This window comes from Kordiimonas laminariae, from assembly GCF_023008165.1.
GTDB lineage: Bacteria > Pseudomonadota > Alphaproteobacteria > Sphingomonadales > Kordiimonadaceae > Kordiimonas > Kordiimonas laminariae.
The window spans coordinates 646,093-661,100 of the sequence record NZ_JAKQZA010000001.1 but is presented as its reverse complement, the minus strand read 5'-3'; the positions used below and the strand labels follow the sequence as shown (position 1 = coordinate 661,100).

Here is a 15,008-nt window from a genome sequence, read left to right as displayed (position 1 = left end):
CACGGAAGGGGCTATAGGGATTGTTTATGCCGCGGCGCTATTTTGCGCTTCAAGGTATCCAATCAAATCTTCGATGGTTACGACAGGCATATTATGGGCTTTGCCGTAAGCACAGATTTCAGGCAGGCGCGCCATGGTGCCATCAGGTAAGGTGAGCTCGCAAAGTACGCCTGCGGGCTTGAAGCCAGCCATCCGCACCAATTCTACAGAGGCTTCTGTATGGCCGTGACGCGCAAGCACACCACCTGCGTGGGCCCTTAACGGGAATACATGGCCAGGGCGTGCAAGCTCGCTTGGTTTGCAACCATCTTTGATGGCGGTTTTGATCGTGGTAACACGGTCAGCCGCAGAAACACCGGTGGTTACGCCTTCTTTCGCTTCGATAGAAACGGTGAAAGCAGTACCCATGCTGGATGAATTATCTGCAACCATCTGCGGCAACTCAAGCGCCTGAAGTTTTTCATCAGGTAGCGTGAGGCATACAATGCCTGAACCTTCACGGATCAGAAGCGCCATTTGCTCTGGTGTAATAGTTTCAGCGGCAAAAATGAAATCACCTTCATTTTCCCGATTTTCATCATCCATAACTAAGATGCCGCGCCCTTCTTTAAGTGCAGCAATAGCATTTTCAATACGTTCAACCGATGTGCCGAACTCACTTAGTTTAATTGTTTGATCAGTCTGATTCACTGTGTGTCTCCATAAATTTCAGACAGCAGGAATCAGGGCGTAAATATAGGGAATAGGCGCGCAAAACGGAGCACGTCCTATAGCAATAGGCCACCCATAAAAAGGATGCCTTATGCTGCTTCCACTCTACCATCCGGACTATACCGTCGGCTCTGGCCTCTCACCAGATCTGCTGACCCCACCACAGGTGCGGTGGGCGCTCGCGGGCTTATCTGAAAAACAGACATACCGCCGGTCAGGAATTTCACCTTGCCCTGAGTACAAGCTATTTCAATCACTTCTAGTAAGCGACCATTAGTAAATATAGCCCGATGCCAAGAATTTCAACTGATTACAGTTATCACTATCGTTGATTGTTTTATGTTCTCTTTAGGGGTATTTGTGGTGGATAAAACTAAAATTGGGGGTTTTTATGAATTTTGACACAGATGATACTCTTATAGGAAGCGGGAACAGAGATACTTTAGAAGGCTTCAATGGTGATGATGTAATCGTTGGCGGAACGGCATATGATCGCTTAATTGGCGGCGATGGGAATGATTTTCTTATCGGCAGTTTGCACACGGATGTTATTGTAGAGGGACAGACAGTTATACACGCTGATTTTATGGTTGGCGGTGAAGGTGATGATACTTTGGTTGGAGGTAGCTTTTATACAAGTCCTTTGTCACTTGGTAATGGCGCTCCTGCAGAGGCAAGCCCTAATTTTGGTAGCGGAGCTTTGTTAAAAAGCAATATCGCGAAAATCCATTCGATGTGGGCAGGCGATGGAAATGATCTTATTCTGAGTGGCCATGATGATATTATTGGCACAGGCGCAGGAAATGACACTATTCGATCTGTATCAGGTGATGACACTATTTATGCCGGTACAGGCGATGACCATATTATAAGATATTTAGATTCAGCAGTTATTTACGGCGGCGATGGTAATGACTCCATTGTTGCAGGTTATAACAGTGATACTGTTTGGGGAGGCGCTGGTGATGATACAATTAATGGTGCTGTAGACCAGCAGGCTGAATTTGAGCAGGATACATTCTATTTCGCCAGTAATCATGGCAATGATGTATTGCTTGTAGGTGGTGATGCTGACAGTTTTATTTTAAACTTCGAAAATTTTTCGGGTGGCGTATCTTCAGCATCTCAGCTGAGAGCTACCGCCGAAACTGTTTCTAGCGATCATCATTATTATTCATTTGGTTTGAAGCTTACTACGGATGATGGAGATAGTATTACCATATTGTCTCATGAAGTGATTACTGCATCTGATTTAAATATCGTTTTTTAAGGAAATCTATGACAGGGGCAGAGATATATCTCTGCCCAAATATTATTGTAGATCTATGTGTTAGCTGCTGCACCCGCCGCCACAGCCACTGCTGCATCCGCCACCATCACCACCGCCATCTCCGGCACTGTCACCACCTGAAGCGCCAAAGATTGCCGCGCCGCCGGAGGCTGCACTTGTTCCTGCGGCGGCCGCTGCCATACACTGGATGTGCCGTGCATTAAAAATACGTTCATCAAATGCGGATTTATTGAGTGTATAGGTAAAGCCGTTTTTCACATTAAAGCGGGCATCAAGCGCAAAGAGGGGCGGCAACCTGTCTGGTTTTTTAGGATCTATATTCTGTTGGCGGCATGCATACCTCCAGACGCGCTTAAGGCTTTCTTGCGCGGAGTTTTCACTGTGCATTGCCTCGGAAGGAATATGATGAATAAAACGGCCTAGCCCTTTTTGGCAGAAGCTTTCATATTCACGTGTTGAAAGAATAAACTCATGCCATGCGTCATCGACAATTTTTGACGGCATAGCGATACCTTTCTTTTTCTCTTGCTGGTGGATGATGAAATAATCCCTGAGAGCTGAGAAAATTGTGTTGATATCGCTGCGGCTAAGTTCCGGATATTTTTCAGATACCTTCTTTTGTACATGTTCTGGGAACTGGTAAAGTGCTAGAAATTGTTTTTCTTTTGCTGTTTTCCATAGCCTGTAAGCACCATAAGAAAAGCCGATGCCTACCGCTGCTGCTATATATTCAATCATAAGCCCCCTGTGTATTAAATCACAGTAATAGGTGGGGAGTTAGCTAGCAATTTCAAGATAGATAGCTGATAGGGTTTATAGAGCGAGACGCCATGTTTGACCAACTTGTGGCCCTCCAAAGTCTTCATGTGTATCTTCGCCAATCAGTTCAAAGCCTGACTTTTCATATATATGGCATGCGGTTTCCAATACCTTGTTGGTCCAAAGTTCAATCTGGCTATAGCCGGCGTTTCTTGCAAAGGCGATACATTCCGAGACGAGTTGTTTGCCCAGACCGTATCCCTGCGCATCGGGTGATACATAGAGAAGTCTTAGGCGTGCTGTGGTTTCATTTTCCCATACCAGCATAATAGAACCTACATTTTTGCCATTTAGTTCTGCTATCCAGCAGTGTTCCAATTCAGGATCATAATCATTGATAAAATCAGCGGCAATTTTGGCAACCAGTGCTTCAAACCCTTCATTAAAGCTGTGATGTTCCGAATAATACTTACCGTGTTCTGAAATAATCCATCCGATATCGCCTGCACGGTGACTTCGGATTATGGGGGCAGGTATTTGATTGCTTGAACTTTGGAAAGTTTGTTCAATGTGATTAAGGCTCGCAGTTAATGTGGCAAGATTATTCGGAGATAGTTTATCCATTTTTTCCGCAAGATCATCATTGGCACGGTCTGCCATTAATTTAGCTTGTCGCTTACCTTCCTTGGTCAGGGAAACATGATAGGCGCGGCCATCCTTCTTTGAACGTTCCTTGGAAACAAGGCCCATGCTTTCGAAACGCTTGATAATGCGGCTCAGATAACCGGGATCAAGTTCCAATTCTTTAACAATTTCTTTAGAGGTTAAACTATCAGTTTGTGCAAGATCATAAAGCACTCGAGCCTCTGAAAGTGAATAATCAGAATCTAAAAGGCTTTTGCGTAATAAACCAAAGTACTTGGTATAGAAGCGGTTAAACTTTCTAACTGCTAAAATTGCATCGTATTGCTTCATGTCTTTTGCCTCTCAATTTATTTGATTTTATCAAATATATATTTGCTTTTGTCAAATAAATTGAGATTTGAGAGAAATGAAATAGAGGTGTCCCGTATTACGTTAGGTGATTTCGAAGGGCTAGATGAAAATCTTTAGGTTGATCAAGAATCATATGGATAGATTTAACTGGTAGGCTGGAATTTTCATCTAGATTGATTGCAATGTTAGGTTCGGCGAGAAACACATTAATAACGTATCCTTTTTCTCGCCTAAGCTCCCGACTATCTTTTGGCTTGGTGATACTGCTTATCGCTTCAAACGGTATTATATGTTGGTTAGAAAATCCCCAGCGAGTTCTGATTATTCGGTTTGAAAAATCTACTTCTACAGGATTGTGTTTCCAGCTTTTTATGATGCCTACAACATATACTAGGCCAAGAAACCCAAGAATGAAAGCAGGTAAGCTCCAACTTGGCTTTAGGAATATCAGTAGAATATGAACAGCCACGATTTCCAGCAAAGAAGCCAATATCATAGCTTTCATCAGGCCAACGTCCTGATTGTCATCATAGTAGCTATAGTTGGTTTTGGGATCAGATGGTTGTTTTGGTTTTATCCAGAAAAATAAACCGAGGAGTAAGGTACTTATGGTTGGATGGAGTTTCGAAATTGTCTCGTACATAAGCACCTCTTATTGGGTTAGAGATTGTTACCAATCCCAGTCATCATCGTCTTCATCTGTGTCCACAACAACCACGCCGTATAGGTCATAGTCATTGCTTTCTGTGATATAGGCCATCACCATATCACCGGGGGTGTACGCTGTTGCACCTTCCAAATATACGCGGCCATCGATTTCCGGCGCGTCGGCATATGTGCGGCCAATGGCACCTTCTTCTGTTATCTCGTCAATGATAACGGCCATTTCCATACCAATACGTTTCTTTAGTTTTTCCGCAGAAATCTCTTGGGATACCGCCATAAAGCGTTCCCAACGTTCTTGCTTTACGTCTTCTGGCACTTGACCCTCAAGTTCGTTGGCTGCAGCGCCATCAACAGCTTCATATTTAAAGCAGCCAACGCGGTCTAATTGTGCTTCTTGTAGCCAGTCGAGAAGATACTGGAAATCTTCTTCAGTTTCGCCGGGGAAGCCCACAATAAAGGTAGAGCGAATTACGATTTCAGGGCAGATTTCACGCCATTTTTTTAAGCGCTCAAGCACTTTGGCATCGTTCGCTGGGCGCTTCATTGCCTTCAGTACCTTAGGGCTTGCATGCTGGAATGGGATATCCAGGTACGGCAAGATTTTTCCTTCTGCCATCAGCGGGATGACGTTGTCCACATGCGGGTATGGGTAAACATAGTGCAGGCGTACCCAAACACCTAAATCACCTAGCGCTTCCGCTAGGTCTTGCATATGTGCACGGATTTCGCGGTCTTTCCATTCTTCGGTGGCATGCTTGCGGTCGAGCCCGTATGCGGACGTATCCTGGCTGATAATCAGGAGTTCTTGCGTGCCTGCTTCTACAAGCTTTTCGGCTTCGCGAAGTACAGCCCGGATCGGGCGGCTATCCAGATCACCGCGCAGGCTTGGAATGATGCAGAATTTGCAGCGGTGGTTACAACCTTCTGAAATTTTCAGATAGCTATAATGGCGCGGTGTTAACTTCAGGCCAGCCTCAGGCACAAGATGTGTGAACGGATCGTGCGGTTGCGGCGCTGCCTTATGAACCTCTGATACCACATGTTCATATTGCTGAGGGCCTGTTACCGCTAGAACCCCAGGTACCACTTCGCGCACTGCGCTTTCATCCACGCCCAGGCAGCCGGTTACAATTACCTTGCCGTTTTCGTTCATTGCTTCTTTGATAGCGTTGAAGCTTTCTTCTTTTGCGCTATCGATAAAACCGCAGGTGTTTACGATAACAACATCTGAACCCTCATATTCAGGTGAGATTTCATAACCTTCGGAACGAAGCTGCGTGAGAATGCGTTCGCTATCCACCAGTGCTTTTGGGCATCCAAGTGAGATAACACCAACCTTGCTGGTTGCTGGTGCGGCTTTCGGTGATTGAACTGTATCGGTTTGTGTCATGTTATTTCTCTGTGCGGTACCCGTTGGTCGCTAAAGCAAACCATTACACCGCATCGATGTTTCAAATGTGTAGTCCACGCCTTATTTACAAGTGCAAATAACGTGGGGGATTCTATGTCGTATTTGAAACTGTTGGCCCTTTTGCCGTTCCTATATCTTTCATCGATGGTTAGTGCAACCGATGAATGCTCTAAAGACTGCCAATTATCAAAGATTCAGGCCTATTTTGCGCACCTTGATAAAGTGAGTATGCAAGGCTCAACAGTGGCTGATATTGATGCGCTACTCGGTGATATGCATGAAGATGTAGAATATATTCATGCTGAATATGATGCGAATTTTGATAGGGCGACTTGGCGCAAAGCGTTTATTCGCAACCTTGAAGCAGGTGCATATCAGGACGGGCCTGAGAATATCACACAGATAATCCATACAATTCACGGCAACAGGTTTGTGGCAGTGGAATATCTTGGTGCCTACAAGGATGAGAACGGGAAAAATATTCTGACCGAACCAAGACTGGCAATGTTTGGGTTTAAAGACGGGAAAATCATAAATATCACTGAATATTGGATTGCGAAATAACTGCCCTTGTAACGGCCCTCGCTGAACTTATGTTTAGATAATAACATATAAAAATACAGCGAGGATATTATGAAAAAGATTTTAGTAGCTGCTGCGGCTTATGCAGCAGTATCAATGGCGGTTCCCGCCCAAGCTTCAGATTTTAACTCAGTTCAAACGGATCAATTTGTTGCTGATTTTGCGCCTGCCGAGGGTAAGAAATATGGCGTGTTGGTACTTGGTGGTTCAGAGGGCGGCAAACCAAAAGATTTGGCTACTAAAATTTCAGATATGGGATATCCGGTTCTGTCTTTAGCCTACTTTAAGGAAGAAGGCCTGCCACAGGAACTGAACGAAATCCCTCTTGAATATTTTGATGCACCGAAAGATTGGTTGCAGGCTCGCGCTGATACAAAAGATGATGGTGTGATTGTTGTAGGTTGGTCTAAAGGCGCAGAACTTTCCCTTCTCCTTGCCTCGCGTGATCCTTCTTATAAAGGTGTAATGGCAATTGCCCCAAGCAGCGTTGTGTGGGCTGGTATCCTTAAAGATTGGACGAAAATACCATCGTCCAGCTGGACTGTGGGTGGAGAGCCAATGGCTCATGTGCCATTTGCACAGGGTGTTCAGATAAACTCCCTTGTTGATCTGTATGAGGCTTCTTTAAAGCAGGAAACCTTTGCAGAAAAAGCAGTGATCTCCGCAGAAAATATAGCAAGCCCCGTTTTACTGATGTCTGGTGGTATGGATGAAATCTGGCCAGCGGGTAAGATGGCGGATGGTGTTTGCAAGCGTATGGAAGCAGTGGGCGGTAGTTGCTCCCACGCACATTATCCAGATGCAGGGCACCTTCTAAACCCGGATTATCCTATTGGCGGCACTGATGAGGGTAATAAAAACGCGGGTGTGGATAGCACTGCCAAGATGAAAGCTTTTCTGAAGAAACTGAATTAATAAAGAAAGGGCGCTTTCTATAGCGCCCTTTTTAAAATCTATTCGGTTTCAGACAGCCGTTTGATAGTAGCTTCAATGCGCTTCATCTGTTCAGCGCCAGGGTTATGCTCAGTTGCTTTTCGGTAAAACTCGATGGCATGTGCTTTATCGCCAGAACGTTCGTAAGCATCTGCGAGGCTATCGTAAGTGTTCCAGGAATTTGGAAAGTCCTTAACGTTTACTGCGAACAGCTTGGTAGCACTTTCCAAATCTCTTTTACGCATCAACATATAGCCAACATCATTGACAATGGCTTCCATGTTGATGTCTGAATTATCGGCCTTCAGCTTCGTGTAACGTGCGATAGCATCATCAAAATCATACGCTAAAAAGCTGTTTGTGACTTGTTCGTGGATAAGTTTGTTTTTGTCATACAGTTTCTCATCCACAAGGCTTGCAACATGGTTGATGACCGTGTTGTGGATAATCTGATATTCAAACCCATTGCTTAGATAGATGATGGTGAGATCTTCTGTTGGGAATTTCCTGAAGCTGGAAACACCGCCCCCCGTGAAACCGATGCTATCCACGCCTGCAAGAGGATAATAATCCCAGCCGTGCATGAAACGGCGATCTGAGTTGCTGTAATGGAACTGCTGCCACATCTGCTGCTTGGTGCTGTTTTTTAGAAGTTCGCCTTTATCAAGGCGATTATTCCATTTTATGAACTCATTAAGACTGATGTTGAGCCCGTTCGAGCTGTGTGCAACGGGGCCAGCATTGAAATCAAGCCGTTCATAGGTTTTTGACGTCCGGTTAAAGTTATATTTTACAATTCGGTTTGGGATAACCTCGAAAGCATTGGAATTAAAAAGAGCTGATTTGGTGTTTTCGAGTTGGTGGGACAGGACAAAATCTTCGAAACTCTGTCCGGAAAGCTTGGCGATAATTCGGCTTAGAAGCCAGAAGTTGGTTTGATTATAACGGTACCTTGCGCCTGTTTCGAACTGCATATCGTATTTCGCAAGCCGATCTATGATTTCAGCTTCGGTTAAATCCTTGAAGGCTAATCGGTGTTCCAGAATATCCGGCAGGCCTGAGGAATAGCTGAGCAAGTGCTTTACCTGTACCTTTTTCCACGTCTCAGGAAAGTTGGGGAAAAGGGTGTGGACATAAGTTTCCACAGAAAGCTTGCCTTCCTCAATAAGCTGGAAAACAGCAACAGATGTTAATAGCTTGGTGGATGAATACACCCAGAACATCTGATTTTCTGAAACGGGTACGCGGTGTTCAAGGTTCGCATAGCCATAATATCCTTCGTGGATAGTCTTACCGTCTTTGATAACAGCAAGGGCAATACCGGGAATGCCATGGACCGTCATGACTTCGCGGATGTAGTTGTCAATTTTCTCTTGGGTAGGGTTCTCGGTTGTCGCTCGGGTTTTCAGTGGCGCTGCGGTAAACACTGCACACAGCAGTGCCATAGATAAGAATAGTCTGCACATTGTGCATATCCTCTCTGTCTAGAGTTCACATTATATGTGGTGCCGCATGTATGTTTTTATACTTATGAGAGAATATTTAGATGTTGTGAGTTCAGATTCAATTAAACCTAAGTTTATTAATTCTCTTCATTGGCTATAAAGGAAGATGGCTTTATACTCTACCCATCAATCACTAAATAACGCGCCTTGAAGGGACGAACGTGAACTATGAAAAAACGTATGAAATAGAAGATATCAATTTGGCCCCCAGTGGCCGCAAGCGCATTGAATGGGCGCGGGCAAACATGCCTATCACACATTCAATTGGTGAAAGGTTTGAGCGCGAAAAACCTTTCCAAGGCAAATCCATTTCCATTTGCCTGCATCTAGAAGCCAAAACCGGGGTTTGGCTCGAAGCACTCCGCAAGGGCGGTGCAGAAATAGCCATTACTGGCAGCCCGGGCACCACACAGGATGATACCGCCGCAGCTCTTGTCGCTGATATGGGCATATCCGTGTTTACTCGTAAAAATGAAAGCTTTGAGGAGCACCTATCCTACTGTGAGCACGTGTTGGAATTTACTCCCGATCTGATCGCCGATAACGGTGGGGATTTGCATCATTTGATCTACCAAAACTCTGAGTTTTCTCATCTGCAAACCTGCCTAGTTGGAGCGACAGAGGAAACCACGACTGGTGCTAACCGTATTCGTAGAGAGGAACTGACAGGTAATTTTCCAACCTTCGTAATCAATGATACGCAAGCAAAGCGGATTGTTGAAAACCGTTTTGGTGTGGGCTCCAGCGTGGTTGACGGCATTATGCGGGCCACCAACATCATGCTGCACGGGAAAAGGGCTGTAGTTATTGGATATGGTTATTGTGGCTCTGGTGTAGCGCAGCGGCTCAGGGGCCTGGGCGCACATGTGGTGGTGGTTGATGCGAACCCACTCACACGCCTTGAAGCACACCTCGAAGGGTTCCAAACCGCCGATCTTATGAATGCAGTTTCGGTTGCTGACCTCGTGATTACCGTCACCGGTGAAAGCGGTGTTTTAGGTGCTGAGCATTTTGCAGTGATGCAAGATAAAGCCATCATCGCTAATGCAGGTCATTTCGCTAATGAAATAAATATTGATGCATTGGCCCATATGTCTGTTGCTACCTCTGAAATCAGAGAACATATAACAGCGCACACCGTGAGTGATGATAAAACGCTTTATCTGCTGGCAGGTGGTAACCCGGTTAATCTGGCAGCTGGCGATGGTAATCCGATTGAGATTATGGACCTTGGCCTCGCTTTGCAGGCACTGAGCCTGGAACGACTTGCTCTGTGCGCAACAGATTATGAAAGCACACCGCAAATTGTACCTCATGATATTGAAAATCTTGTTGCCGAAGGTGCTCTTAAATATTGGGCTAAAGTATAAGATGGTAGGGCAGGGCAGAAAACAACTGCCCTGCTAAGGGCTGTAAACTATTCGTCCGTTACAAGAAGACGAGCATGAATGGTTGGGTCACCAACAGCTTTCAGGGAAATCCTGTCCCCAGTCATTTCCTTATCCATGGGTTCAATAACAATTCCCAATTTGCCGCCCTCTACTTTGCTTATTGGCAGGCGGAAATCCATGTTGATGAGAGCATTCGCGCTACAGTTTGTACAGGTTTCAGGTTCCGCAGGCTGGAAGAAACCCTTCCATGCGATATCTTCGCCGTTTTTCTGTAGGCGTACGATAAAGCTGCCAGGAATTTTAAGCCTGTTAATGCCTTTCACACGAACGGAGGTATTATCGACATCGATGGAAATTGCGTTTGTCGCTGGAAGAGAACCAAAGAACCGCAGCGCTTTTTCGGTGGTGAGAGTTTCGCTTGCCGGATGTTGGTAATCAGTATCCAAATTAGCCGCCAAATCGATGACTTCAGTAGTTTTCTGTTCGAATGGCGGCAGAACTTCCAGGGCAGGAACCTGGAAGAAGGCCAGGTTGCTTGCATCGGTAACTGTGCTGATGAAAGTTTCTAGTGTTGTAGCTTGCATTTCTTGCTGCCATTTCCACCACAGACGATCCCAGTTCGCATGGAAAAACCAGAAAATAGGATCAAATGCGGCTACTCCTTGATCAGCCATTGTTGGCCCTGTGGTTACATGGCCATCATCATGGCCGCCAATAATGCCGTAATAACCTTGGGCATTGAAACCATTGAATAGCTCCCAGGTTTTTTGCTTCAAGGCAAAGAGTGTTTGTGGCTGTACCTGGTTTTTAAAACCCTCAAGAATGTGAGAAACAGCAAACCGAGAGGTGGCATAGCCTTTTTGATAATTGGCAGAGACGGCTTCTGGCAAAGTGTATGATGCAAAAGGTTCCTTAGTAAATAAATCGGGGAACTCACTGGTGTTTCCGAAATCCCAATATGGAAGAGTTACATTCTCACAGCCGGGAACCGACCGAAGTGCGTTTTCAAAGCTGTGTAGGTAAGCTCGGTGCCAAGGGTTATAGTTGTTCACATGATGCTGGCAATAAAGGTTAGGTCCGGGGAACCAGTGGTAACCGGCTTGAACGAAATAACTGTTCGGGTCAGAAGTGTCTTTGCCCAAGATGCCTTTAAAGGCTTTAATTAAGTTTGTTACTTCCGCGTCTGAAAGTTCTCTTACTTCTTTTCGAATTCTAGTTGCCGGAGCTGTGTTGGTTGCGGCTAGAAGGTTGGTGGTTGGCGCAGTTCCCATGGGGTAGTTATTAATCATCCAGTTCAGGAAGCTCTTAATTTTATTATCGCTCCATGGGTCACCAGGAGGCATATGTTTGGCTGATACCTGCGCATAAATGTTGCTGGCGTTTGTTTTAACACCTTCATACGTACCTAGTTCCAGCCCAAATGAGCGCATATGTTTGATATCAATCTCTGAAAAGAAATACCGTATATCGGCATACCATGTAGGATTTTGAATTACTGGATCGGTCATTGGAGGCCCCCTTTTATGTTTGTGCGTTGAACCACTGATTGCTTTGGTTAAGGATGGTTACACTCAACAAATAGCCGGCACAGGTACCAATACCCATGCCAGCAATCATCGCAGCGTTAAGAACAACGCTGTTAAAAACTGTTTCTTCCATGAAATGAAAACTTGCCAGATCGCCGGCGAGCATCATGCCTGCAAACATCGTAATAGCGCCGATCGTGTGAATGGTAATGATCTGTAGCCGATTAAAGTGGTGTTTAAGGCAGAGGCCTGCTTTGAGGCAGGCAGGTATGCAGAACAGCAGCATGCCGATTGTCATGCCGCTAAACAGAATAAGCGAAATTGCCCCTGAATGCAGAGCATGGTGGTTTATAGGAAACAGTAGATCACCAAGGATCATGCCTGCACCACCAAATGATATTGCTCGTAAGCCGCAATTACAGGAAAGAGACGTAGCTTCTTCTAGTGTTAGAGACATATATCACCAGTCTTTGAGTGGAAGGATATACTTGAAACTACCTTTTAAATATATCTTGCTCTTTATAGGTGTGTCCGTGATCAAGGTCATGATGTGGATAATAAATTGCCAACACAGGTTTTCTCTCAGCCTTAGGCAGGGATAGATGATGAATGTCGGAAGGTATTGGCAGGTGCGTTAACACTTGCCTGCGCCTTTAAAAGATATAGTGTCATTCGTTCAATAAATCTGTGAGGTATGTATGAGCAAATGGTGGAAAATTCCGTTGGGTGCGGTAGGCGTATTGGCGGTGGCTTCATATGCTTCGGGTATCACGCCAGCCTATGTATCAAATGCGCCAGCCATGGTAACTGGGATGGGTGCGATGGTTGCCTGCTCTGCGAAATATGTTTCCGGCATTGGGGCTGAGCAGAACCTTAGCGATCTTGGTAGCTATTCTCCGCTATTGGCTGAGCTTGATATTACGTATGATGACAGTGAAAAACGCGTAAGTGCAGAATTTCTGGGCCTTGATGTAACATCGGCTTCTTACCGGGACGGCTTGGGTTGCGCGTTGGATATTGGCGATACATCAGCTCTTGATCGATTAACGATCCCAAATTTTGAGAATGAACCAAATGCTCTGTGGCCTATGGGGAATAAGGCGCTTGCACCCGATGCCAAAGTGCAGGCGGTTCTGGAAAGCCTGATCGTAAAAGATAATGTGGCTGGCCTTCAGACGCGAGCGTATCTCGTGGTGAAAGACGGGCAGGTTATTGCAGAAACTTATGCTGAAGGCTTCGACGCAAAAAGTAGGCTTTTTGGTTGGTCTATGACCAAAAGCATGAATGCCATTATGGTCGGTAACATGGAAATGCGCGGTCTTATTGATCCTGCTCATAAGCCCGTATTTGAAAACTGGGGTGGGGATGAACGCAAGGAAATTTCTCTTGATGATATGCTCCATATGGCATCAGGCCTTGATCTCGCGGAAACCTATCAGCCGGGTGAAACTGTAACCCGTTTGTTGTTCACAGAAAACAGCGGCTCGGCCCTTGGGCTTGATGTGCCGCTGGTTGCAGTACCTGGCACGCGTTACCAATATTCATCAGGCACATCGAACCTACTTTCACGCCTTGTGTTTGAAAAGAATGGTGGCGCGCAGGCTAACCTTGATTATCTATATGGTACTTTCCTGAAACCAATGGGAATGCGGGATACGCTCTTTGAAACAGACCCGCAGGGTGTTTTGATGGGTGGTTCTTTCATGCTTTCAAGCGCCAGAGATTGGGCGCGTGTAGGGCAGTTAATGCTGAATGGTGGTGAACTAAACGGCTACCGTATTGTGACAGAAGCGTGGGTGAAGCGCGCGCTAACACCAAATCACACGGAAAACAACAAGGGCTACGGCTATCAGTTCTGGTTGAATTACGGGAATGAGGAAGCGCGATGGCCTGACCTGCCGGCTGATACCTATGCCATGCTTGGTAGCCGTGATCAGATGGTGATGATGTTCCCAAGTGAGAATACCATTATCGTGCGTCTTGGATGGAATGCGGATAATGCCTACCCGAAAAATGAGCAGATGCGCCAGATACTGGATGCAATATCCTAAAAGGAAGAAAGGGCAAACCAAATTAGCTCGCCCTTATTTTTATCTTAATCGGAAGCAGCTTCTTCCTGTCTGGTAGCGGCCAAGCGGTCACCAGCCGATAGTGGTTTGGTGGTGATATATTCCGCCATAATCTCTTTAGTATCTGCGATAGATTTTGCTTCAGTGATTTTATCGTCTTGAAGATCAGCAGCGACACCGAGGATTGCCATATACATTTCCTGAGGCTCACCAAGAATAGTAAGCGCAACGGTATCATTTTCGGCGAAAAGCTTATCCCATTCTGCTCGAACTGCTGTCCACAAGCCTTCGGTTTTTTCCCAGTAATCAGTGCCTACATCAGTGCGGAAATCACCAAATTTCTTGTAAGTGTTCAGGCCAATCTCATGCACGAGAACCTCTGTGTTGTTACCATCAATAATAATCTTGGCGTTATCTTGCTCGTGCACCCAGCCGTTTGGTGTAATTGCATGGCGGTTTACGGCAGAAATTGTGTGGTAATCATCGCGCTTAGTAGCGTCACGGCGTGGAAGTGGACGCCAGCTTTTTGGGGAGGTCCAAGCTGGTGAACCGTTTGTATGGTCCCAAGCGGCAACAGCTGCATAACGCGGTGCATCATCAACCTGGTAAACAACCTGTGCCCATTTGCCTGCGCGTTCTGCTTCTGTCAGTTCACGCTTTTCCCAGATGTTTGCACCCGCATATTCCATGATGCTTGTAGGTTCGTAAATCCAGTCCTGACGCCAGTGTTTGATTGGCATAACCGGCATTTTCTCACCGTCGCCTACAATCAGAATATGCTGAAGAGCAATATAGGTGCCCGTATCTTCGATTACACGTACCATTTCGTGGCCGCCGGAAAGCTTCGGCTTTTTGATTTCATATCCGTCTTTGAAAGAAACCGTCTCACGAAAATCGAAGGTCACTTTATAGTCACCAACCATCGCGAGAATGGCAGCCCTATCTTGCTCGAAGGTTTTAATGACCTGTGCTTCTGAGTTCTGCACTGAAGATGTAGCGGCAGGTGCCGTATGGTTCGCGCATGCTGCAAGCCCAAATGCCGCAAGCGCAAATACCCCAGCACGTACTGGGGCGGAAAAACTGGAAAATGCCATGATGAATCCCTCTAGGCGAAAAATAATAATCATTATTATTATCGATTGGCCAAGTGAGTCAAGAATAATGCATA

General features: G+C 45.7%; 14 protein-coding genes and 1 riboswitch. Of the genes, 5 read left to right on the top strand and 9 right to left on the bottom strand.

Features of this window, described 5'->3' with window-relative positions; all coding sequences use genetic code 11:
• Nucleotides 1–24: 24 nt before the first annotated feature.
• Entirely contained in the window at nucleotides 25–690 is a 666-nt protein-coding gene (gene ribB, locus MF542_RS03160; RefSeq protein WP_247015863.1) for a 3,4-dihydroxy-2-butanone-4-phosphate synthase, read from the bottom strand.
• A gap of 117 nt (nucleotides 691–807) precedes the next feature.
• Nucleotides 808–956, bottom strand: a riboswitch (FMN riboswitch).
• 146 nt (nucleotides 957–1,102) lie between these two features.
• On the opposite strand from ribB, the gene MF542_RS03155 reads away from it, so the two are divergent.
• Nucleotides 1,103–1,981 (top strand): calcium-binding protein, encoded by an 879-nt coding sequence (locus MF542_RS03155; protein ID WP_247015861.1) that lies wholly within the window; start codon nucleotides 1,103–1,105, stop codon nucleotides 1,979–1,981.
• 60 nt (nucleotides 1,982–2,041) lie between these two features.
• Here MF542_RS03155 and MF542_RS03150 read toward each other — a convergent pair whose 3' ends face one another.
• The 4 genes from MF542_RS03150 to rimO all read right to left on the bottom strand — a co-directional run bounded on the left by MF542_RS03150 (nucleotide 2,042) and on the right by rimO (nucleotide 5,813).
• Nucleotides 2,042–2,740, bottom strand: a complete 699-nt coding sequence (locus MF542_RS03150; protein WP_247015859.1) for a glycine-rich domain-containing protein — start codon at nucleotides 2,738–2,740, stop codon at nucleotides 2,042–2,044.
• A 75-nt stretch (nucleotides 2,741–2,815) separates the two neighbouring features.
• Nucleotides 2,816–3,736, bottom strand: coding sequence for a bifunctional helix-turn-helix transcriptional regulator/GNAT family N-acetyltransferase (locus tag MF542_RS03145; protein WP_247015857.1), 921 nt, complete (start codon nucleotides 3,734–3,736; stop codon nucleotides 2,816–2,818).
• A gap of 97 nt (nucleotides 3,737–3,833) precedes the next feature.
• A complete protein-coding gene (locus MF542_RS03140; protein ID WP_247015855.1) occupies nucleotides 3,834–4,400 on the bottom strand; it encodes a hypothetical protein in 567 nt (188 codons plus the stop codon).
• Nucleotides 4,401–4,427: 27 nt separating this feature from the next.
• Entirely contained in the window at nucleotides 4,428–5,813 is a 1,386-nt protein-coding gene (gene rimO, locus MF542_RS03135; protein ID WP_247015853.1) for a 30S ribosomal protein S12 methylthiotransferase RimO, read from the bottom strand.
• 114 nt (nucleotides 5,814–5,927) lie between these two features.
• On the opposite strand from rimO, the gene MF542_RS03130 reads away from it, so the two are divergent.
• Both MF542_RS03130 and MF542_RS03125 read left to right on the top strand, forming a co-directional pair.
• Nucleotides 5,928–6,398 carry a nuclear transport factor 2 family protein gene (locus MF542_RS03130; protein ID WP_247015851.1) on the top strand — a complete coding sequence of 157 codons (471 nt, stop codon included), beginning with the start codon at nucleotides 5,928–5,930 and terminating at the stop codon, nucleotides 6,396–6,398.
• A 69-nt stretch (nucleotides 6,399–6,467) separates the two neighbouring features.
• Complete coding sequence (locus MF542_RS03125; RefSeq protein ID WP_247015849.1) at nucleotides 6,468–7,331, top strand: acyl-CoA thioester hydrolase/BAAT C-terminal domain-containing protein; 864 nt, start codon at nucleotides 6,468–6,470, stop codon at nucleotides 7,329–7,331.
• Nucleotides 7,332–7,369: 38 nt separating this feature from the next.
• Here the strand turns inward: MF542_RS03125 and MF542_RS03120 are convergent, their stop codons facing one another.
• A complete protein-coding gene (locus tag MF542_RS03120; protein WP_247015847.1) occupies nucleotides 7,370–8,815 on the bottom strand; it encodes a serine hydrolase in 1,446 nt (481 codons plus the stop codon).
• Between the two features lie 200 nt (nucleotides 8,816–9,015).
• On the opposite strand from MF542_RS03120, the gene MF542_RS03115 reads away from it, so the two are divergent.
• Entirely contained in the window at nucleotides 9,016–10,224 is a 1,209-nt protein-coding gene (locus tag MF542_RS03115) for an adenosylhomocysteinase (RefSeq protein ID WP_247015845.1), read from the top strand.
• Between the two features lie 47 nt (nucleotides 10,225–10,271).
• Here the strand turns inward: MF542_RS03115 and MF542_RS03110 are convergent, their stop codons facing one another.
• Together MF542_RS03110 and MF542_RS03105 are read right to left on the bottom strand one after the other, a co-directional pair.
• On the bottom strand, nucleotides 10,272–11,753 hold the full coding sequence (locus MF542_RS03110; RefSeq protein WP_247015843.1) for a tyrosinase family protein: 1,482 nt from the start codon (nucleotides 11,751–11,753) through the stop codon (nucleotides 10,272–10,274).
• A 13-nt stretch (nucleotides 11,754–11,766) separates the two neighbouring features.
• On the bottom strand, nucleotides 11,767–12,228 hold the full coding sequence (locus MF542_RS03105; RefSeq protein ID WP_247015841.1) for a hypothetical protein: 462 nt from the start codon (nucleotides 12,226–12,228) through the stop codon (nucleotides 11,767–11,769).
• A 241-nt stretch (nucleotides 12,229–12,469) separates the two neighbouring features.
• Between MF542_RS03105 and MF542_RS03100 the strand changes: the two genes are divergently transcribed.
• Complete coding sequence (locus MF542_RS03100; RefSeq protein ID WP_247015839.1) at nucleotides 12,470–13,822, top strand: serine hydrolase domain-containing protein; 1,353 nt, start codon at nucleotides 12,470–12,472, stop codon at nucleotides 13,820–13,822.
• A gap of 44 nt (nucleotides 13,823–13,866) precedes the next feature.
• Here the strand turns inward: MF542_RS03100 and MF542_RS03095 are convergent, their stop codons facing one another.
• Nucleotides 13,867–14,934, bottom strand: coding sequence for a DUF6607 family protein (locus MF542_RS03095; RefSeq protein ID WP_247015837.1), 1,068 nt, complete (start codon nucleotides 14,932–14,934; stop codon nucleotides 13,867–13,869).
• Nucleotides 14,935–15,008 lie beyond the last annotated feature (74 nt).